We start from the raw sequence: 20,062 nt of genomic DNA, 5'->3' as shown, positions 1-20,062 counted from the left end.
CCCCCCAGGATAAGCCGCGTCGTATGTCGCGGGCTGCATGCGGGCTGGGTGTGCTACAGCCGCCCCGCCGCCTTCAGGGCGAGGTAGCGGTCGGCCACGAGCGGCGGCAGGTCGTCGGCGGACGCCGCCACCGCGTCGCCGCCCGCGCGGACGACGGCGTCGCGCACGCGGTCGGCGTCGTGGCGCGCTCGCTCGATCGCAGCGGCGGCATACACGTCGGCGGCGTCGCGGTGGGCGGGCACGTCGCCGGGGCCGTCGGTCGCGGTCGCCACCAGCAGGCGCGACCGCGCGGCGACCGCGGGCAGCGACGCGAGGAAGGCGCGGGCGGCCTCGGGGTCGTCGGCGGCGGTCAGCAGCACCACGAGGGCCGGGCGCACCGACAGGCCGCGCACGTGGGCGAAGACGGCGTCCCAGTCGGTGTCGATCAACTGCGGGTCGACCGGGGTCATGGCATCCACGAGGGCGGGGAGCAGCTGCGCGCCGTCGACGCGGGTCACGCGGGCGCGGGGCACGCGATCGAACATCACGAGGTGCACGTGGTCGCCGGCGCGTCTGGCCAGGACCGACAGCAGGAGGGCGGCTTCCATGGCCGCGTCCAGCCGCACCCCGTCACCGACGCGCGCGGCGGCGGTACGGCCGGTGTCGATCACGATGACGACGTGGCGGTCGCGCTCGGGGCGCCAGGTGCGCAGCATGGTCGTGCCCGCGCGCGCGGTCGCGCGCCAGTCGATCGAGCGCACGTCGTCGCCGCGCACGTACTCCCGCAGGCTGTCGAACTCGGTGCCCTGCCCGCGGACCTGCAGCGTGGTGTTGCCGTCGAGTTCGCGCAGACGGGCCAGGCGCGAGGGCAGGTGGCGACGCGATGTGAACGGCGGCAGCACGCGGAGGCGGGCGGGGGCGTCGACCCGGGCCTGCCGACCCGCCAGGCCGAGCGGTCCGAGGGCGCGCACCACGACGAAGGCGCTGCGCAGCTCGCCGCGCCGACGGGGGAGCAGCGGCAGCGGCGCGGCCCGTCTCTCGCCCGGCGGCACGGTGAGGCGCAGACGCTCCTCGGGCGCGCCCGCCGTCGGCTGCCAGGCGTCGCGCACGTGCGCGCGCAGCAGGCGCGTACCGAGGTTGCGCACGCGCAGCTCTCCCGAGACGGGTTCGTCGCGCAGGGCGCGCTCGGGCAGGGTCCGCGTGACCTCGACCCGGCGCGGATCGGCCGCCGCCGCCGCATCGGCGGCCATCGCGAGGGCGCACAGCAGCACCCAACCGCCCGCCGCGATCCAGGCCGGCACCCCCGCGGTGCTGAGCAGCACGAGGGGGACGACGCCGAGGGCGACGAGGAGAGCGAGGCGGCCGGTGACGAACATCAGATCGGGACGCGGGTCTGCTGCAGGACGGAGGTGAGGATGGCATCCACCGAGACGCCCTCGATCTCGGCCTCGGGACGCAGACGGATGCGGTGGCGCCACACGGGGACGAGCATCGTCTGCACGTGGTCGGGGGTGATCGCGGGGTACCCGCCGAGCCACGCCCACGCCTTGGCGGCGGCGAGCAGGCCGGTCGTCGCGCGCGGGCTCACCCCGAGCTGCACGGACGGGCTCTGCCGCGTGGCCCGCGCGAGGTCGACGACGTAGCCGAGCACGTCGTCGGCGACGGCGACGGATGCCGCCGCCCGCTGCGCGGCGAGGATCTCGTCCGCCGTGACGGCAGGGGTGACCCCCGCCTCGTCGAGGCGCCGCGGGTCGAAGCCCTGCGCGTGACGGCGGAGGACGTCGACCTCGGCGTCGCGGCCGGGCAGATCGACGACGAGCTTGAGCAGGAAGCGGTCGAGCTGCGCCTCGGGCAGCGTGTAGGTGCCCTCGTGCTCGATGGGGTTCTGCGTCGCGGCCACCAGGAAGGGATCGGGCAGGGCGCGACTCACCCCGTCGCTCGACACCTGCCGCTCCTCCATCGCCTCGAGCAGGGCCGCCTGCGTCTTGGGGGGCGTGCGGTTGATCTCATCGGCGAGCAGCACGTGGGTGAACACCGGACCCGGTCGGAACTCGAATCCGCCCGCGCGGGCGTCGTACACCAGCGATCCGGTCACATCGCCCGGCATGAGGTCGGGCGTGAACTGCACGCGGTGCGTGTCGAGACCGAGGGCGCGGCTGAACGAGCGCACGAGCAGCGTCTTGGCGACGCCCGGCACGCCCTCCAGCAGCACGTGTCCGCGCGAGAGAAGGGCGATGAGCAGCCCGGTCACCGTGCCGTCCTGGCCGACGACCGCTTTGCCCACCTCGAGGCGCACGCGGTGCATCGCCTCGCGGAGGGTCGCGTGGTCGTCGGACGGGCCGGACGGATCGGGGCGGACGGAGCCGGCCGCGGGGCTCGTGTCGGCGGTGCCGGTCGCTCGGCCGTCGGCGGCCGGCTCGGCGCCGGGGGTCTCGGGGCTCTCGGTCATCGGGGTGTCCCTTCGGTTCGGACGGCGACGCGCACGCTCTCTTCGAGGTCGCGCAGTCGGTCGGCGGCGGCGACGAGGTCGCGGTCGGTGCGGGGCACGTCGTCGACCAGGATGCCGCGCACGCGGGAGCGATCCGCTCCCAGGCGCTCGGCGACGGCGTCGGCGACGTCGGGCGGCGAGGTCCGTGCCGCGAGCCCCAGGAGACGCACGAGACGCGTGCGGCTCGCGCGGCGGAGCTCGTCGAGAGCGTGCGGGGCGTCGCGCGCCGTGGCGTAGAGGCGCGCGCGGCCCTCCGTGGTCTCGGTGGCGCGCACCGTCACGGGCAGGCGCTCGGTGACGAGAGGGCCGAAGCGCCGACCCCGCCAGATCGCGGCCGTGAGAGCGGACAGCAGCAGCAGCGCGATGGCGGGGGTGACCCACGGCGGCGTCAGGTCGCTGAGGGTCGGGGGAGCGGCGCCGGGGTCGGCGTCGGCGGGCGCGGGCACGTACCAGACGAGGGTGTCGGTCTTCCCCAGCACACCGAGGGCGAGGGCCGCGTTGCCCTCGCGCGGGAGCGTGGAGTTGGTCAAAGTCGAGAGGCCGTCGAGAGCGGTCACCGAGCGACCCCCGTCCTCGAGGGACAGCAGCCCGAACTCGCTCCCGACGGGGAAGCACCCGGTGACGCCGTCGCCGGCGACGAGAAGTTCACCGACACGCGCGGTCCGGGCGTTGTCGGGCGCCGCCACCGCGCAGTCGGCGGCCGCCGTGTCATCGACGAATCCTCCGAGCGACGACCCGTTCATCAGCACGTCGAGGGCGCGGGAGCGCGGCTCGACGAGCACGACGTGCCGGGCGCGCGACGACAGCTCGCGCAGCGCGTCGTCGGAGAGCATCGGTGCGTCCCGCATCACGAGCGTCGCGTCCGCTCCGGCCAGCGCGCGTTCGGCGGCCGGGCGGTCGCGCGCGACGATCACCCGCACGCCCTGCTGCTCGATGACCCGCACCACGGCTCGCGTGCCGTCGGGGCCGGCGGAGTCGGGGTCGAGCAGTGCGCGCTCCGTGTAGCCGCCGTAGACGAACAATCCGCCGACGAGCGACACGAGCAGCAACCCCACCACGAGGGCGATCCACCCGAGGGCGGCGCGGCCGCGCGACCGCGGTCGTGCCGCCGTCACCGCGCTCACAGGGTGCCCATCGGCGTCGGACGCGTCCGCACGGCGGTGTCGTCGAGATCGAGGATGAGGCGGTAGCTCTGCGCCGTTCCCGGGCGCCGCAGGTAGCGCACGTCGTCGAAGGTCGTCGCGGCCGTCTCGAGCCCCTCCGCGAGGGCGGGGAGGGCGCGCGCGGCCTCGCGGGCGAACGCGCGTACCGTGGCCCCGGGTGGCGGGTCCACCAGCCCGCGCTCCGACAGGCCCCGCGCGACGGCGCGGAATCGCAGGACGACGGCGTCGTCCCAGGCTCCGCGCCGTGCGGCCGCCTCGGCCTCTGCCCGCAACTGCTCGGCCGACCGGGTGTCGTCGTCGTCGAAGAGTGCCCGAGCGGCCGGAGCCGCGCGCACGCTCCGACGCGGTCGCCCCCAGATCAGGATGCCGACCACGATCGCCGCCACGAGCAGCACCGCGAGCACGATGAGCGCCGCCGGTCCCCACCCGTCGGTGTTCGGGATGCGCAGCAGATCGTCGAGGAAGCGGGTGACCGCCTGTGCCGCTCGATCGATGATGCTCGGCTCGGCCGCCTGGTAGGAGGGGTCGCCCAGCTCACGCTCCGCCCACTCCTGCGCCTGATCCGGGTCGGGCAGCAGGGGTGCGAAAGCGGCGGCGAGCGCGGCGGGGCTCACGCGTCGCCGCTCGATCCCGGCGCGGCCCAGGTGGTCGGTGCGGCTCCCGGCGCGGCGTCCGGGGCACGGTGGGCAGGCGGGGCGTCGTCCGACGCGCCGTCCGCCGCGGGCGGGACCGGGGGAGCCGGCGGGGTCGGATCAGCCGAGGCCGCCCCGGAGGGCTGCGGTGCCCCATGGGCCGGGGTCGCTGCGTCCTGCGACGGTGTCCCGTACGCCTGCGCCGCCCCATACGGCTGCGGTGCCCCGTAGGCCTGCGGTGCACCATATGCGGGCGAACCCGTCGGCGCGGAATAGCCCGCGAAGGCCGGGGGAGCACCCACGGGCGTCGGAGCCGGGCGCTCGACGATGCGCCCGACGCCGACCAGGTACGGGTCGACGAGGTCGGTTGCGCCGGCGTCGCGCTGTTCGACGTAGGTGTTCAGGTCGTGGTCGAGCGCCTCCACCCGCATGCGCGCGTCGACGTACACGAGCACGGCGGAGGTGGACTGCACCACCAACGCGATGCACTGCACGAGGAGGATGCCGAACTGCCCGACGACCTGGAGGGCGATGACCCCGACGAGGGCGCCCACGGCATCTTCCCCGGTGGGGGCGAGGATGCCGGGGACGATGCCCGCGACGAGGCTGAAGGGCACGGAGATGATCTGCGCGACGATGCTGAAGGCGACCGAGATGATGACGACGACACCGAGCGTCGACCAGAAGCGGCCCCGCGTGAGCTGCCACGATCGTGCGATCGCGCGGAAGATCGGTGCCCGCTCGAGGATGATCACCGACGGCACGAGGAAGAGCTTGGGCGTGAGCCAGAGGGAGACGACGATGAGCCCCAGCACGAACAGCACGCCCACCGCGACGCCGAGCCACAGCACGTTGATCACGAGGAGCGTGACGATCCCCGCCAGGACGCCGATGACCACGATCGTCGCGACGAGATAGAGCGCGCTGTACCCGATGAGACGCCACACGACCGGCTTCACGCGCGCCCACACGGCCTTCAGGCTCGGCTTCTCGGCGACGACCGCGTGGGCGACCTCCGACACCACGACGCCCTGGACGATCACGCTGAGCGCTCCGGTCGCGAGACCCAGGACCAGTGCGGTCGCCGCCGTGATCACGGCGGACCCGGCGAGGATCGCGTCGTAGTCGTCGCTGCCGATGGGCACCGTGTCGAGACGGGAGAAGCTCGCGATGGCGACGCCGCCGACGGCGGCGGTGAGCACGATGTACGCGGCGGCCTGCACGATGAGGGCGAAGCCCAGCAGCACTTTGGGGTTGTGTCGCAGCGCCACGAAGGAGCGGCCCAGGATGGTGCCGAACCCGTACGGGTGCAGCGGGACGATCCCCGGTCGTGATGCCGGAGTCCAAGCCGGGTACGCGGTCATGTGGGGCCCCTCCTCGTCACATGGCGGTGCCCTCATCGTGTCACAGACCTCCGACACGCACGCCTGGCGTGCAGGCAGGTCGACTACTCTCGATGAGACATGCCCCGACCCCGGGCCTGATGCCCGTCCCCGCGCGGGTTCGAGACGGAAGACGTACACCCGAATGACTTCACGGATCCTGGTTGTCGACGACGACACCGCGCTGGCCGAGATGATCGGCATCGTGCTGCGCACCGAGGGATTCGACACCGTGTTCTGCGCCGACGGTGCCCAGGCCGTCGACGCGTGGCGCTCGGAGCGGCCCGACCTCATCCTCCTCGACCTCATGCTCCCCGGCGTCGACGGCATCGAGATCTGCACGCGCGTGCGCGCCGAGTCCGGCATCCCGATCATCATGCTCACCGCCCGCACCGACACGGCCGACGTGGTCAAGGGGCTCGAGTCGGGGGCCGACGACTACATCGTCAAGCCGTTCAACCCGAAGGAGCTGGTCGCGCGCATCCGCACGCGCCTGCGGCCCGCCCAGGCTCCGGCCGACGAGACGCTGCGCATCGGCGACCTGGTCGTCGACGTCGCCGCTCACGAGGTGCGCCGCGGCGACGCGCCGATCGCCCTGACCCCGCTCGAATTCGAGCTGCTCGTCGCGCTCGCCGAGAAGCCGCAGCAGGTGTTCTCGCGCGAGATGCTGCTGGAGCAGGTCTGGGGCTACCACTACAAGGCCGACACGCGACTGGTGAACGTGCACGTGCAGCGTCTGCGCGCCAAGATCGAGGCCGACCCCGACAACCCGCGGATCGTGACCACCGTGCGCGGCGTGGGCTACCGCGCCGGCGCGGTGGCCTGAGGTCTCCATGACGGGCGCCGTGCGCACCGTCTCCTCGCCGCGGATCGACGGATGGCGCGACTGGCGGGGTATCCGCGACCGCCTCGCGACGCTGTGGCGGCGCTCCCTGCGGTTCCGCACGATCGTCATCACGGTGACCCTCACCGCGGCCACGATCCTCGTCACCTGCGTCGCGATGGCCCTCGTCATCCAGAACGAGCTCTTCACCGCGCGCAAGGACCAGGTGCTCCTCGAAGCGCAGCGCGCCACGGCGGCCGCGCAGGCGACCCTCGACGCCGCGGTCGACTCCACCGACCCCGCCGCCGCGCAGACGCTGATGAACGGCATCGCCACCCGGCTGTCGCAGCAGTCCTCGAGTGATCTGATCGCGCTCTACCGCATCGGCCCGCCGTCGCCGCTCGCTCCCCAGCCGTTCATCTCACCCGCGTTCGAGTCGAACCTCGTCACCGAGGCCCTGCGGACGCAGGTGCAGTCGAGTCCCGATCTGCAGTGGTGGCAGTCCGTGTCCCTGCCCTCCGACAACGGGCGCGATGTGCCCGGCATCCTGGTCGGCCACCAGTTGCGCTTCCCCGCTGAGGACGGTGTCGACTCCTACGAGCTGTACATGGGATACGACCTCACGAGCGCCTCGCAGACCCTCGCCTTCGTGCAGGTGCTGCTGTGGGTCGTCGGCCTCGTGCTCGTGGTGCTCATCGGCGCGATCGCCTGGTTCGTGCTGAGGTCGGTGACGACCCCCATCGCGGATGCCGCCGAGACCAGCGCGAAGCTCGCCGCGGGCGACCTGGGGGTGCGCCTGCCCGTCCGCGGCGAGGACGAGCTGGCGACGCTGAACCGCTCGTTCAACGCCATGGCCGACAGCATCGAGTCGCAGATCAAGGAGCTCGCCGACCTCTCACTCGTGCAGCAGCGGTTCGTCTCCGACGTCTCGCATGAACTCCGCACCCCGCTGACGACGATCAAGCTCGCGGCCGACATGATCAACGACCAGCGCGAGGAGTTCGATCCCGTGACCGGTCGGGCCGCCGAGCTGCTGCACGCGCAGGTGCAGCGCTTCGAGGTGTTGCTGACCGACCTGCTCGAGATCAGCCGCTACGACGCCGGATCCGTGCAGTTGGAGCGCGAGGCGACGAGCCTGGCGCACCTCGCCGAAGACGTCATCGAGTCGATGGAGCAGCTGGCCGACGGGCACGGCTCCGACGTGCGGCTGGTCGCCCCCGGCGGCTACACGCCCGTCGACATGGACGCGCGCCGGGTGCGGCGCATCGTGCGCAACCTGCTCGGCAACGCGATCGAGCACGGTGAGGGGCGGCCGATCGTCGTCTCGGTCGACAGCGACCGGGATGCCGTGGCCCTGGGTGTGCGCGACTTCGGTCTGGGCATGAAGAGCGAAGACGTCGAGCGCGTCTTCGACCGCTTCTGGCGCGCGGACCCCTCGCGCGTGCGGACCATCGGCGGAACGGGGCTGGGGCTGTCGATCGCCCTCGGCGACGCGCGCCTGCACGGCGGGACCCTCGCGGTGTGGTCGGAGCCGGGGCGCGGGTCGAACTTCGTGCTCACGCTCCCGCGCGACGGCAGACCGGTCACCGGTTCGCCCCTCCCGCTCGTGCCCGACGACGAGCAGGGGGGAGCGCTCGAAGCGCTCGGGCTCACGCAGCCGATCTCGACCCGCCCCGGCGTCCGGAGGACGACATGAGACGCGCCCTCTCGCTGGTGACCCTGATGCTCGTGCTCGCCCTCACCGCGTGCACGGGATTGCCGACCTCGGGATACGTCAACCCGGGGCGCGGGCCGCAGGTCGACGACACGCAGGCGTTCGCCTTCGTGCCCGACGGTCCCCAGGACGACGCCACCCCCGCCGAGATCGTCGAGGGGTTCCTGCGCGCGGGTTCCGGTCCCGCCGACGACTGGGCCACCGCGAAGCTCTTCCTCGCGCCCGGCACGCAGTGGGACCCCCGCTCGCGCGTGACGATCGACCGCCTCGCCGATCGGCGCGCGACTCCGAGCGCCGACGGCACGTCGGTCGCCGTGGCCCTCACCACGGTCGCGGCGGTGGATGCCGACGGTGCGTACGCCCCGACGGCCGCCGGCGCCGCGGAGACCCTGAGCTACACGCTCGCGCGCGTCGACGACCAGTGGCGCATCACCTCCGCGCCCGACGGCGTGGTGCTGTACGAGGAGGTCTTCCCGACCGTCTACCAGTCGGCATCCGTGGCGTACTTCGACCCGACCTACAGTTTCATCGTCCCCGACGTCCGCTGGTTCCCGCGGCCCCTCGTGGCGAGCCGGGTCGCGACCGCTCTCGTCGACGGTCAGCCCAGTGCGTGGCTGGCCGGCGCCGTGCGCAGCGCCTTCCCCGACGAGCTCTCGCTGGTGGGACGATCCGTGACCCTGTCCTCCGACGGCATCGCGCAGGTCCAGCTCCCGCGGGCGGCGCTCAGCCTCGACCGCACGACGCTCGACCGCATGCAGACGCAGCTCGTGCGCAGTCTCGCCACCGCGGGCATCAACGAGGTGCAGATGACCGTGGAGGGCACGCCGATCGCCGCGTCCGAGGTCGCGGTGCGCGTCACGCGCGTGGACCCGTCGCCGGCCGTGCTCACCACGGCCGGGGTGTTCGGCGCGCTCGCCGGAGACGCGGTGGAGCCGATCGACGGCCTCTCCGATGCCGTCGAGTCGTTGAACCCCGTCGCCGTCGAGCTGGAGGCCGACCGCAGCCTCGCCGCCGTCCGCACCCAGCAGGGGACGGTCGCGAGCGCCCTGAGTGACGGCCGCACGTTCCTACTCGACGACCGGGCCGGGCTCATCGCCCCCTCCATCGACGGCCAGGGCGAGATCTGGAGCGTTCCTGCCAACGCCCCCACGCAGGTGCGCGCGATCACCGCCGAGGGGGTCCCCCGGGAGGTGGGCAACGCCTGGCCCGACGCCTCCGAGATCGTGTCGATGCAGGTCTCCCGCGACGGGACGCGCATCGCGGCCGTCGTCACGGTGTCGGGCGTGCGCGAGGTGTGGGTGGCCGGTATCGAGCGCGAGGGCACCGAGGTCAACCTCGGCCCGCCGCACGTGCTGTCGTTCAGCCAGCAGGGCGCCTTCGACCTGGCATGGCTCGACGACACGACGCTGGGCGTCCTGGTCGACGTCGACGGCGTCGACCGTCTGCGCGAGCTCAACGTCGGCGGACGCGGCACCGAGGCGACCGCCCCCGACGGGGCCCGTACGCTGGCCGCCGGCAGTACGAGCGTGCGCGTCCTGGACGACCAGGGACGGCTCTACAGCCGGCGCGGCAGTTCGTGGACGCTCGTGGCCTCCGGCATCCGCGTCCTGGCGGCGCAACAGGGCACCACCTCCTGAGGTGATCCGCTCCTCCCCAGGCGGCGATCCCTCCACCGTGCGGGAATCGGGCCCCCGGACGGCGATCGGCTCCTCCAGGCTCGAGGAATGGATCCCCGGTCCCTCCTCGCCGACGCGGCGCGCGACGCGCTGACGTTCTGGCTCCCCGTCGCGTGCGCGGGATGCGACGCTCTCGATACGGCGCTGTGCGAGGGATGCCGCCGCGCCCTCGCTCCGCAGCCGGTGCGCCGCGTCCTCGCGCCGGAGCTGACCGTCACGAGCGCCCTCGTCTTCGCAGGACCCACGGCCCGGATCATCCGGGGCCTGAAGGAAGAGGGCCGCACCGCCCTCGCGAGCGCTCTCGCCCCCGCCCTGCGCGCCGTCCTGGGCGCGATCCCGCCCGAGGCCGTGATCACCACCGTGCCCTCGACGCGTGCCGCTTTCCGCCGACGGGGGTATCGCCCGGTCGAGCTCATCCTGCGTCGAGCGGGGCACCGCGACCAGCGGGTGCTGCGTCTGCGGCGCGCCCCCCGCGATCAGCGCGGTCTCGATCGCGACGCGCGTCGCCTCAACGTCGGGGGAGCGTTCGTCGCCCGTGGTGTCACGGGGCTGCCCGTCGTCGTGGTCGACGACGTCGTGACGACGGGAGCCACCCTGCTCGAGGCGGCGAGGGCATTGCGCGACGCGGGGGCTGCCACGGTGGTCGCCGTAACGCTGGCGCACACGCCGCGACGCGGGGGTCTCTGAGGTGAACCGGAGGTGATTGACACGTGACAGCGCGGTGCCGCAGCACTAGCGTAGGGATGACTGAAGGCGACGGACGTTCCGCCCTTAGACCGGGCGGAACCCGGAACAAGGAGGTCACGGATGGACACCAACATCGTCGGCGTGGGAGTCGGAATCACCGATCGATTCCGCTCGGTGGTCGAAGAGAAGGTCAGCCGCATCGAGCACCTGGCTCCCCGGGCGAACACCCTCGAAGTCAAGGTCACACATCGCTCCTATCGCAACGGTCGAATGGAAGACGATACGGTCGAGCTCACCCTCGACGGCAAGGGCCCCGTCGTGCGGGCCGAGGCCACGGACGCCGATAAATTCGCCGCTCTCGACCTCGCGGTCGACAAGATCTCGGAGCAGGTCCGCCGCGCGAAGGACAAGCGCGTCGACGCCCGCAACCACCCCCGCGGTGCGAAGTTCGAGAAGGGCACCGGGGAACTCGCCGGAATCGATGTCGAGCCCGCCTCCGTCGATGTTCTGCGCGCCGTCGCCACCGGGTCCGTGCCGGTGCAGGACGACAGCGTCGAAGAAGAGGACTACTGCCCCGTCGTCATCCGCCAGAAGGAGTTCGAGGCCGAGTGGATGACGGTCGAAGAGGCGGTCGACCGGATGGAGCTCGTCGGCCACGACTTCTTCCTGTTCATCGACGCCCGCACCGACCACCCGAGCGTCGTGTACCGCCGCAAGGGGTGGGACTACGGCGTGATCGAGCTGACGACGCAGGCGTCGCCGATGGTCTCCGTGGCATCCTGACGCAGGCATGAAAGACGCCCCCGGCCGGATGGCCGGGGGCGTCGTCGTGACGGGCGAGAGCTCAGCCGTCGAAGATGTCGCCGAGCAGCGAGCCGATGACGAGACCGCCGAGCATGCCGCCGACCATGTTGCCGCCGCCCATGCCGCCTCCGCGTCCGTAGCCGCCGCCGCGCCCGTAGCCATCCCCGCCCCAGTCGTTCGGGCGGGACTGCTCGATGTCGCGCTGGGCGATCTGAAGAGCCTCGGATGCCAGCGACCCGGCGCGTCGTGCGGTGGCGAGAGCCGTCTCGCGCTGGTCCTCCGCGATCGGCCCGAGCGGGAGGCCGGCGCGCAGGCGCTCCGCCTCGACGAAGCGCGTGCGCGCATCGGCGCCGATCCATCCCCGGTGCCCGGTGATGAGGCCCCGCGCGACCGCCAGCTGACGATCGGCGTCGTCGATCGCGTGCTCCACCTGCTCCTGCGACGGCACCGGACGCGCGGCACGTTCACGGGCGAGATCGAGGGCGGCGTTGGCCTGGCGCAGCGACGACAGCGCGGCGAAGGGGTCGCTGCGCGTCCCCGACGCGGGAAGGGCGGTGAGCGCCTGCTGAAGGGTCGCCATCGCCGCGGTCACCGCGGGCGTCTGCGCGCCCTGGCGTGCCTCGACCAGGTCGGTGCGCGAGTCGTCGACGACGGCGGCGAGGGTCGACTCGGCGCGCAGCGCCTCGATCTCGAACGTGTCGACGGCATCCAGAAGCGATTCCGCGCGTCGGACCGCCTCGGTCGCGGCCTCGAGGGCGACGGAGGCCTGCTCCCGTTGGCCGGCTTCGCGGCGTCGCTCCGAGACGCCCGCGGTGTGCACCGCGAAGTCGAGGAGCTGCTCGATCTCATCGGGGTTGCCGCCGATCTGGGCGAGAGCGGACTCGCTGTACCGGCGGGACAGGCGCTCGACGACCTCCCGCGCGCCGGGGATCCGTGCGGCGAGGCGGTCGCGGTCGGCGCGCACGCGCGCCAGGGTCTCGGGCGCGCGACGCACGGCGTCGATCTTCGGCTGCAGGACCTGCGTGCGCTCCTCGAGGAGGTCTTCGGCCCACTCCGAGAGCTGGATGATGCGGGCGTTGCGCGTGCGCAGCTCTTCTTTGGTGTCGGGGATCTCGTCGTGGTTCAGCTGGTGCAGCTGGAACGCCTCGGCGAGGTGCGTGCGGACGGAGTCGAGGGCCGCCGCGAGATCCTCCGTGGCCTTGTCGCCGAGTTCCGCGCGGGCGAAGTCGAGCTCGTCGGAGGTGAGCCGGACCCGTTCGTCGGCCGCGACGATCGCGAGCTCGGCTCGACGTGCCAGATCGGCATCCGCCGCGTCCTGCTCTTCGCGCTTCCTCTTGCCCCAGAAACCGGCCATGGCTCGATCCTAAGCGGCGGGTTCCCGGCCGTCGCCGTGTGTTCGCTACGGGCGCGCAGAGAGACGTCCGGATTGCGGCCTCCTCGCAGGTCACGAACGGGTAACACGGATAGCATGAGGGGCGTATGCCTGTTCGCAGGCCGGCGTCCGCGCGGGCGCCGCACCCGACAGATGGAGATTCTTCGTGGCAAATCCGCTCGAGAAACTGCTGCGCGCCGGCGAAGGCCGCATCCTGCGCCGCCTGCAGGGCGTCGTGAAGGCGACCGGCGCCCTCGAAGAGGACTACGAGCAGCTCACCGACGACGAACTGCGCAACGAGACCATCGAGCTGCGTGCCCGCTACGACGCGGGTGAGACGCTCGACCAGCTCATGCCCGAGGCCTTCGCCGCCGTCCGCGAGGCGGCCAAGCGCACGCTCGGACAGCGTCCCTACGACGTGCAGATCATGGGCGGCGCTGCCCTGCACCTGGGCAACATCGCCGAGATGAAGACCGGTGAGGGCAAGACCCTGACCGCGGCCCTCCCGGCGTATCTCAACGCCATCGCGGGCAAGGGCGTCCACGTCATCACGGTGAACGACTTCCTCGCCAGCTATCAGTCCGAGCTCATGGGCCGCGTCTACCGCGCGCTCGGTATGACCACGGGCACCGTCGTGGCGGGCCAGACCCCCGAGGTGCGCCGCGAGCAGTACGAGGCCGACATCAGCTACGGCACGAACAACGAGTTCGGCTTCGACTACCTGCGCGACAACATGGCGTGGCGCAAGGAAGACCTCGTGCAGCGGGGGCACTTCTTCGCCATCGTCGACGAGGTCGACTCGATCCTCATCGACGAAGCGCGCACGCCGCTGATCATCTCGGGTCCGGCGTCGGGTGAGGCCAACCGCTGGTTCGCCGAGTTCGCCAAGCTCGCCCGCACCCTCGAGGCCGGCGTCGACTACGAGGTCGACGAGAAGAAGCGCACCATCGGCGTGCTCGAGCCCGGCATCGAGAAGGTCGAGGACTACCTCGGCATCGACAATTTGTACGAGTCGGCGAACACCCCGCTCATCTCGTTCCTCAACAACTCGATCAAGGCGATCGCCCTGTTCAAGCGCGACACCGACTACGTCGTCATGAACGACGAGGTCATGATCGTCGACGAGCACACCGGCCGCATCCTCGTCGGTCGCCGGTACAACGAGGGCATCCACCAGGCGATCGAGGCGAAGGAGGGCGTGCCGGTCAAGGCCGAGAACCAGACGCTGGCCACCGTCACGCTGCAGAACTACTTCCGCCTGTACGACAAGCTCTCGGGCATGACCGGTACCGCCGAGACCGAGGCCGCCGAGTTCATGTCGACCTACAAGCTGGGCGTCGTCCCGATCCCGACGAACAAGCCGATGATCCGGAAGGATCAGGCCGACCTCGTCTACAAGAACGAGACGGCGAAGTTCGCCCAGGTCGTCGAAGACATCGTCGAGCGCCACGAGAAGGGCCAGCCGGTCCTGGTCGGCACCACGAGCGTCGAGAAGAGCGAGTACCTCTCCCGCCTGCTGGCGAAGAAGGGCGTCCGCCACGAGGTGCTGAACGCCAAGAACCACGCCCGTGAGGCCGAGATCGTCGCCCGCGCCGGTCGCCTCGGCGCCGTCACCGTCGCCACCAACATGGCCGGTCGCGGTACCGACATCATGCTCGGCGGCAACGCCGAGTTCCTCGCCGTCCAGGAGATGAAGGCGAAGAACCTCGATCCGGTCGAGACGCCCGAGGCCTACGAGGCGGAATGGGACGGCGTCTACACGACGATGCGCGACACCGTCGCGGAGGAGGCGGCGAAGGTCACCGCGGCCGGCGGTCTGTACGTGCTCGGGACCGAGCGGCACGAGTCCCGGCGTATCGACAACCAGCTGCGCGGTCGCTCCGGCCGACAGGGCGACCCCGGCGAGAGCCGGTTCTACCTGTCGCTCACCGACGACCTCATGCGCCTGTTCCAGTCGGGCGCCGCCGAGGCGATCCTCGCGCGCACCAACTTCCCCGACGACGTCGCGATCGAGTCGGGCCTGGTGTCGCGGGCAATCAAGAGCGCGCAGTCGCAGGTCGAGGCGCGCAACGCCGAGATGCGCAAGAACGTGCTGAAGTACGACGACGTGCTCAACCGCCAGCGAGAGGCCATCTACGCCGACCGCCGTCACATGCTCCAGGGCGACGACATCGCCGACCGCGTGCAGCACTTCATCGAAGACGCCATCACGGCCGTCATCGACGACCACACCGGATCGGGTCACACCGAGTCGTGGGACTTCGACGCCCTGTGGACCGAGCTCAAGACCCTCTACCCGGTGAGCGTCACGATCGACGAGGTGGTGGCCGAGGCCGGCGGCAACAAGGGGCGGATCACGCCCGAGGGGCTCAAGCGCGAGATCATCTCCGACGCGCGCATCGCCTACGACAACCGCGAGAAGGCCCTGGGTGAGCAGGCTCTGCGCGAGCTCGAGCGCCGCGTGGTGCTCCAGGTGCTCGACCGTCGCTGGCGCGAGCACCTCTACGAGATGGACTACCTCAAAGACGGCATCGGCCTGCGCGCCATGGCCCAGCGCGACCCGCTCATCGAGTACCAGCGCGAGGGCTACCAGATGTTCCAGTCGATGATGGGGCAGATCAAGGAGGAGTCGGTCGGCTTCCTGTACAACCTCGAGGTTGAGGTGCGCAGCGTCGAGGGCGAGCCCGCGGCGCAGGTCGAGGCCAAGGGCCTGACGCCCACCCCGGTCGAGACGCAGCGCCTGGAGTACTCCGCGGCCAACGATGCCGGCGAGGTCGAGGTGCGCAACGACCGCGGCCAGGTGCAGCAGGCGGCGACCAACCGCCTCCGCCAGGCCCAGCCGGCGGCTCCGGCCGCCGAGGCCGCTTCGGCAGGCGCGCGCGGCGCCTTCGGCCAGCGCACCGACGCTCCCGCGGACGCCGCACCCGGCAACCGCGCCGATCGTCGCGCCGCGAAGAAGAAGTAAGGCCCTCGAAGAACGGATGCCGTGTCCCGCTGCCGGGGCACGGCATCCGTCGTTCACCCCCGCACGCGCAGCGGTCCCGTTCGGCGCCGCTTCGCAGCGGTCGCCGTCGTCACGGTCCCTCGCCCGCGGGATCCGCGCGACGATCTCCGCCGCCGGCGGGGACGACCGCATGCGGTCCACCCGGTGTCGATTGGCCGGATCGGCCCGGGGATATCCTGAACCGATGAGCCCGCTTCGCCCTCTCGACCAGTCGTCCAAGCTGAAAGACGTCCTCTACGAGATCCGCGGGGAGGCCCTCGTCGAGGCCGATCGACTGGAGGCCGACGGGCACGCGATCCTCAAGCTCAACACCGGCAACCCGGCGATCTTCGGGTTCGAGGCGCCGCACCAGATCGTTCGCGACATGATCGCCTCGGTGCCGAACGCGCACGGGTACAGCGACAGCCGCGGCATCCTGTCGGCGCGGCGCGCTGTCGTGTCGCGCTACGAGCAGGAGCCCGGGTTCCCGCACCTCGACCCCGATCACGTGTTCCTCGGCAACGGGGTCTCCGAGCTCATCACGATGACGATGCAGGCCCTGCTCGACGAGGGCGACGAGGTGCTCATCCCCGCGCCCGACTACCCGCTGTGGACGGCGATGACGAGCCTCGGCGGCGGTACGCCCGTGCACTACCTGTGCGACGAGCAGCGCGAGTGGCAGCCCGACCTGGAGGACATCCGGTCGAAGATCACACCGCGGACCAAGGCGATCGTCGTCATCAACCCCAACAACCCCACCGGCGCGGTGTATTCGCGCGAGATCCTCGAAGGCATCGCCGACATCGCCCGCGAGAACTCGCTCCTCGTGCTCGCCGACGAGATCTACGACCGCATCCTCTTCGACGACGCCGTGCACATCCCGATGGCCACGATCGCGCCCGACCTGCTCGTGCTGACCTTCAACGGCCTGTCCAAGACGTACCGCGTCGCGGGCTACCGCTCGGGGTGGCTCGCGATCACGGGTCCCAAGGAGCACGCGCAGGGCTTCCTGCACGGCATCAACCTGCTGGCATCCACGCGACTGTGCCCGAACGTGCCGGCGCAGTTCGCCGTGCAGGCGGCGCTGTCGGGCGTGCAGTCCATCGACGCGCTGATCGCGCCCTCGGGTCGTCTGCACGAGCAGAGGGATGCCGCGTGGCAGGGCCTCGAGGCCATCCCCGGGGTGTCGTGCGTGCTGCCCCGCGGTGCGCTCTATGCGTTCCCGCGGTTCGACCCCGAGGTGTACGAGATCCCGGACGACGCGAAGTTCGTGCGCGACTTCCTGGTTGCCGAGCACGTGCTGCTCGTGCAGGGGTCGGGCTTCAACTGGCCCGCGACCGACCACGTGCGCATCGTCACCCTGCCCGAGGCCCGCGTCATCAGCGACGCGATCGAGCGGCTTGGCAACTTCCTCGCGTCCTGGCGCCCGTAGGGCGGCGCCAACCGCGAGGCGCACGGATCCCGACGCGCCCGCCGGTGGCACCAGGCCTCGGCGGCCACCGTGCGCCGGAGGTGCTCGATGTGCGGCCGGCCGCGCCACGTCGTGGGCCCCGCGCCGTGACGGCGAGCTCCGAGCCACGGCGAGCGTCGGCGCGCCCCGAAGGGGGCGGGCGTTCGGCGGCCCTGCGGAGGCGTCGCCGGTCGCGACGGATGCCGCGCGGCGACAGTGCTCAGAGCAGGCCCAGTGCCGTCACGCGCCAGCGTCCGTCCATTCCCTCCAGGCGCACGGCGATGGCACGCGTGCGGACGCGCGCGGACGCGGTGACGGTCGCCTCGACGACCCCGTCCGCGGGGGAGGAGATGTGGACGCTGCGGATCTCATGGACGTCTCGACGGGCGGGCACGCGACGGGCGCTGCGGGCGCGGGTGGCGAGATTGGCGCGCGTCACGAGCGAGCGGTAGACCTCTTCCGACAGCCAGCGCGCGAGCTGCTCGACCTCGCGCACCCCGGCGAGGACCTCGAGGATGCCGCGGACGATGTTTCGCACGAAGACCTCGGGTGCGGGGAGCTGATCGGTCGAGGTCCTCTGCCGGGCGAAGAACTCCTCACCGCGCGGTCGCGATGAACGGGCACGTTCGGGGTCGGGTTCGGGTGCGAGTGACATGGGTCCCCTCCGTCGTGCGGATTCGGCGAGTGCGGATGAACGTGCGGCCGAGCGTAGGGGAGCGTGGGCGTACGACACCGCGCTTATGCGCCACCTGTGGATGACCGATGCGAGGGGTGAGGTGGGGAGGAGGCGCGGTCAGTCGTCGTGCCGCAGCTCGCCCCGGCCCCAGAGCTCGGGGAAGCTCGCGGCCTGCGACTGCCGCCAGAGCGCCGCGCGGCGGGCGTCCTCGATCCGGGCCTCGACGTAGGCGTCGACGCTGTCGCGGTCGATGCGCCACCGTGCGGGTGAGCCGAGGGCGGCTCCTCGCAGGTGCCCCTCGTGCACGAGGGCGACGATCTCGTCGGGCGTGAGCGCGAGGGCGGCGGCGGCGTGCTCGAGTGCGACGAATCTCTCTTCGGGTGAGGGATCAACCGGCATCCCGTCATTATGTCCCCCTTTCCGGGGGAGTGCGGGGTTCACCCGCGCCCGTGCGAAAGGGCGGTCGACCGGGGGAACGGCGGTGGTCCCAGGAATCCTCCGTGATCGGCTTTCGCCACCCCAGGGCGCCGGACACACAGGACCTTCACCCGTCGCATCACCCGCGACGCGTCCGCCGCGTCGCGCGGCGCGCGACGACGCGGGAGCGGCCCCTAGGGTGGAGGGGTGTCGACACTCAGCGAACTCGTCTACGCCCAGGGCCGCTCCAGCGAGGCGGATGTCGAGTGGCTGCACCGCCTCGCCGGCGACGGGCAGCTGCTCGCCGACCTCGCCTTCGCCGACATCGTCATCTGGGTCCCGACCCCCGACGACTCCTTCGTCGCCGTCGCGCACACCCGGCCCGGGGGAGCGGCGACGCTGTTCTACCGCGACATCGTGGGCGACCGGGTACGTCCGCAGTGGCGCACCCAGGTGCGCGAGGCGTTCCAGAGCGGACGCATCGTCGACTCGGCATCCCCCGACTGGTTCGAGGAGACCCCCACGCGCGTGCGTGCGGTGCCGATCGTGCGTGAGCTCTCGCGCGAGGGCAACGCCGTCACGACGGTCGGCGTGCTGACCCGGCACACGAACCTCGGCGAGACGCGCACGCCGTCGCGTCAGCAGATCACCTTCAACGACTGCGCCGACGACCTGTTCGGCATGATCTCTTCGGCGGAGTTCCCCGACCTGTCCGCGCCGACCGCACCTCGTCGTGGAGCCCCGCGCGCGTCGGACGGACTGATCCGTCTCGACGTCGACGGGATCACGACCTTCGCGAGCCCCAATGCGCTGTCGGCGTTCAATCGCATGGGCTTCGACGACGAGCTCGAGGGCGAGTCGCTGGCCGAGGTCACCGCTCGCATCCTGCCGGCGAAGCGACAGGACGTCGACGAGTCGCTCCCGGTCGTGGTGAGCGGGCGCGCACCGTGGCGCGCCGACATGGAGGCGCGCGGCGTGCAGGTCTCGCTGCGGACGATCCCCCTGCGCGATCGCGGCAACCGCATCGGCGCGATCGTGCTCAGCCGCGACGTCACCGAGATCCGCCACCAGGAGCAGGAGCTCATCACCAAGGACGCGACGATCCGTGAGATCCACCACCGGGTGAAGAACAACCTGCAGACCGTGGCGTCGCTCCTGCGCATCCAGGCGCGGCGCACGCACTCCGACGAGGCGCGAGACGCGCTCACGCAGGCCATGCGACGGGTCTCGGCCATCGCCGTCGTGCACGACACGCTGTCGGAGGGCCTCGCGCAGAACGTCGACTTCGACGACGTCTTCGCGCGCGTGCTCAAGCTCGTCGCCGAGGTCGCGGCGGCCCCCAACACCCGCGCGCGCACGCGCAGCACGGGCAAGTTCGGCACGCTGCCCAGCCAGTTCGCCACGCCCCTCGCGCTCGCGCTCACCGAGCTGGTGACCAACGCGGTCGAGCACGGGCTCGCCGGTCAGGAGGGCGACGTCGAGATCGCCGCCGAACGCACCGGCGAGATGCTCGAGGTCAGCGTCCGCGACACGGGCGTCGGCCTGCCCGAGGGCCAGGTGGGCCGCGGCCTGGGCACGCAGATCGTGCGCACCCTCATCCAGGGCGAGCTCGGAGGAACCATCGATTGGCACACGCTGATGGGCAGCGGAACCGAGGTCACCATCGAGATCCCGCTGCGCTACATCGGCGGCTCGTCCGCCTGAGGCATCGCGTTGCTCGCGGGTACGCGGGAGTCCCGCCGTTCTCGGGGCGAGGTCTGCGCGCCTCTCCCACCCGCGGCACGACGAAGCCCGCCCCCGGAGGGACGGGCTTCGT

General features: G+C 71.9%; 16 protein-coding genes. 8 read left to right on the top strand and 8 right to left on the bottom strand.

Annotation, left to right across the window (positions count from 1 at the left end):
- Nucleotides 1-53: 53 nt before the first annotated feature.
- The 5 genes from RWH45_RS02315 to RWH45_RS02295 form a co-directional block, all read right to left on the bottom strand.
- Nucleotides 54-1,355 (bottom strand): DUF58 domain-containing protein, encoded by a 1,302-nt coding sequence (locus RWH45_RS02315; RefSeq protein WP_315993310.1) that lies wholly within the window; start codon nt 1,353-1,355, stop codon nt 54-56.
- Nucleotides 1,355-2,284, bottom strand: a complete 930-nt coding sequence (locus RWH45_RS02310; protein ID WP_315994582.1) for an AAA family ATPase — start codon at nt 2,282-2,284, stop codon at nt 1,355-1,357. The genes RWH45_RS02315 and RWH45_RS02310 overlap by 1 nt, the downstream gene beginning before the upstream one ends.
- 140 nt (nt 2,285-2,424) lie before the next feature.
- Entirely contained in the window at nt 2,425-3,591 is a 1,167-nt protein-coding gene (locus tag RWH45_RS02305; protein ID WP_315993309.1) for a DUF4350 domain-containing protein, read from the bottom strand.
- Entirely contained in the window at nt 3,588-4,244 is a 657-nt protein-coding gene (locus RWH45_RS02300) for a DUF4129 domain-containing protein (protein WP_315993308.1), read from the bottom strand. The genes RWH45_RS02305 and RWH45_RS02300 overlap by 4 nt, the downstream gene beginning before the upstream one ends.
- On the bottom strand, nt 4,241-5,626 hold the full coding sequence (locus RWH45_RS02295) for a glycerophosphoryl diester phosphodiesterase membrane domain-containing protein (RefSeq protein WP_315993307.1): 1,386 nt from the start codon (nt 5,624-5,626) through the stop codon (nt 4,241-4,243). The genes RWH45_RS02300 and RWH45_RS02295 overlap by 4 nt, the downstream gene beginning before the upstream one ends.
- Before the next feature lie 163 nt (nt 5,627-5,789).
- Here RWH45_RS02295 and mtrA point away from each other — a divergent pair, with 163 nt between their 5' ends.
- The 5 genes from mtrA (at nt 5,790) to hpf (ending at nt 11,327) form a co-directional block, all read left to right on the top strand.
- Nucleotides 5,790-6,470, top strand: coding sequence for an MtrAB system response regulator MtrA (gene mtrA, locus RWH45_RS02290; protein ID WP_315993306.1), 681 nt, complete (start codon nt 5,790-5,792; stop codon nt 6,468-6,470).
- 7 nt (nt 6,471-6,477) lie between these two features.
- A complete protein-coding gene (mtrB, locus tag RWH45_RS02285) occupies nt 6,478-8,163 on the top strand; it encodes an MtrAB system histidine kinase MtrB (protein ID WP_315993305.1) in 1,686 nt (561 codons plus the stop codon).
- Nucleotides 8,160-9,818, top strand: coding sequence for an LpqB family beta-propeller domain-containing protein (locus tag RWH45_RS02280; protein ID WP_315993304.1), 1,659 nt, complete (start codon nt 8,160-8,162; stop codon nt 9,816-9,818). The genes mtrB and RWH45_RS02280 overlap by 4 nt, the downstream gene beginning before the upstream one ends.
- 87 nt (nt 9,819-9,905) lie before the next feature.
- Nucleotides 9,906-10,544: a ComF family protein gene (locus RWH45_RS02275; protein WP_315993303.1), complete on the top strand. Its 639-nt coding sequence runs from the start codon at nt 9,906-9,908 to the stop codon at nt 10,542-10,544.
- A 120-nt stretch (nt 10,545-10,664) separates the two neighbouring features.
- Nucleotides 10,665-11,327 carry a ribosome hibernation-promoting factor, HPF/YfiA family gene (gene hpf / locus RWH45_RS02270; protein ID WP_315993302.1) on the top strand — a complete coding sequence of 221 codons (663 nt, stop codon included), beginning with the start codon at nt 10,665-10,667 and terminating at the stop codon, nt 11,325-11,327.
- A 61-nt stretch (nt 11,328-11,388) separates the two neighbouring features.
- Here the strand turns inward: hpf and RWH45_RS02265 are convergent, their stop codons facing one another.
- Entirely contained in the window at nt 11,389-12,702 is a 1,314-nt protein-coding gene (locus tag RWH45_RS02265; protein ID WP_315993301.1) for a coiled-coil domain-containing protein, read from the bottom strand.
- Between the two features lie 184 nt (nt 12,703-12,886).
- Here RWH45_RS02265 and secA point away from each other — a divergent pair, with 184 nt between their 5' ends.
- Both secA and RWH45_RS02255 read left to right on the top strand, forming a co-directional pair.
- A complete protein-coding gene (gene secA, locus RWH45_RS02260) occupies nt 12,887-15,685 on the top strand; it encodes a preprotein translocase subunit SecA (protein ID WP_315993300.1) in 2,799 nt (932 codons plus the stop codon).
- A gap of 223 nt (nt 15,686-15,908) precedes the next feature.
- Nucleotides 15,909-17,135, top strand: coding sequence for a pyridoxal phosphate-dependent aminotransferase (locus RWH45_RS02255; protein ID WP_315993299.1), 1,227 nt, complete (start codon nt 15,909-15,911; stop codon nt 17,133-17,135).
- Between the two features lie 238 nt (nt 17,136-17,373).
- Here RWH45_RS02255 and RWH45_RS02250 read toward each other — a convergent pair whose 3' ends face one another.
- Nucleotides 17,374-17,808, bottom strand: a complete 435-nt coding sequence (locus RWH45_RS02250) for an Rv3235 family protein (RefSeq protein WP_315993298.1) — start codon at nt 17,806-17,808, stop codon at nt 17,374-17,376.
- Nucleotides 17,809-17,946: 138 nt separating this feature from the next.
- A complete protein-coding gene (locus tag RWH45_RS02245) occupies nt 17,947-18,228 on the bottom strand; it encodes an excisionase family DNA-binding protein (RefSeq protein WP_315993297.1) in 282 nt (93 codons plus the stop codon).
- A gap of 225 nt (nt 18,229-18,453) precedes the next feature.
- Here RWH45_RS02245 and RWH45_RS02240 point away from each other — a divergent pair, with 225 nt between their 5' ends.
- Entirely contained in the window at nt 18,454-19,950 is a 1,497-nt protein-coding gene (locus tag RWH45_RS02240) for a sensor histidine kinase (protein ID WP_056226906.1), read from the top strand.
- The last annotated feature ends 112 nt before the right edge of the window (nt 19,951-20,062 follow it).

Source organism: Microbacterium galbum (assembly GCF_032464915.1).
Classification (GTDB): domain Bacteria; phylum Actinomycetota; class Actinomycetes; order Actinomycetales; family Microbacteriaceae; genus Microbacterium; species Microbacterium galbum.
The sequence above is the reverse complement of the archived record's forward strand: the minus strand, read 5'-3'. Positions and strand labels throughout refer to the sequence as shown.

Bases quoted from the DNA above. Each gene is read 5' to 3' on its own strand.
- RWH45_RS02315 (WP_315993310.1), bottom strand. From the start codon at position 1,355: ATGTTCGTCACCGGCCGCCTCGCTCTCCTCGTCGCCCTCGGCGTCGTC.
- RWH45_RS02310 (WP_315994582.1), bottom strand. From the start codon at position 2,284: ATGCACCGCGTGCGCCTCGAGGTGGGCAAAGCGGTCGTCGGCCAGGAC.
- RWH45_RS02295 (WP_315993307.1), bottom strand. From the start codon at position 5,626: ATGACCGCGTACCCGGCTTGGACTCCGGCATCACGACCGGGGATCGTC.
- mtrA (WP_315993306.1), top strand. From the start codon at position 5,790: ATGACTTCACGGATCCTGGTTGTCGACGACGACACCGCGCTGGCCGAG.
- mtrB (WP_315993305.1), top strand. From the start codon at position 6,478: ATGACGGGCGCCGTGCGCACCGTCTCCTCGCCGCGGATCGACGGATGG.
- RWH45_RS02280 (WP_315993304.1), top strand. From the start codon at position 8,160: ATGAGACGCGCCCTCTCGCTGGTGACCCTGATGCTCGTGCTCGCCCTC.
- RWH45_RS02275 (WP_315993303.1), top strand. From the start codon at position 9,906: ATGGATCCCCGGTCCCTCCTCGCCGACGCGGCGCGCGACGCGCTGACG.
- hpf (WP_315993302.1), top strand. From the start codon at position 10,665: ATGGACACCAACATCGTCGGCGTGGGAGTCGGAATCACCGATCGATTC.
- RWH45_RS02265 (WP_315993301.1), bottom strand. From the start codon at position 12,702: ATGGCCGGTTTCTGGGGCAAGAGGAAGCGCGAAGAGCAGGACGCGGCG.
- RWH45_RS02255 (WP_315993299.1), top strand. From the start codon at position 15,909: ATGAGCCCGCTTCGCCCTCTCGACCAGTCGTCCAAGCTGAAAGACGTC.
- RWH45_RS02250 (WP_315993298.1), bottom strand. From the start codon at position 17,808: ATGTCACTCGCACCCGAACCCGACCCCGAACGTGCCCGTTCATCGCGA.
- RWH45_RS02245 (WP_315993297.1), bottom strand. From the start codon at position 18,228: ATGCCGGTTGATCCCTCACCCGAAGAGAGATTCGTCGCACTCGAGCAC.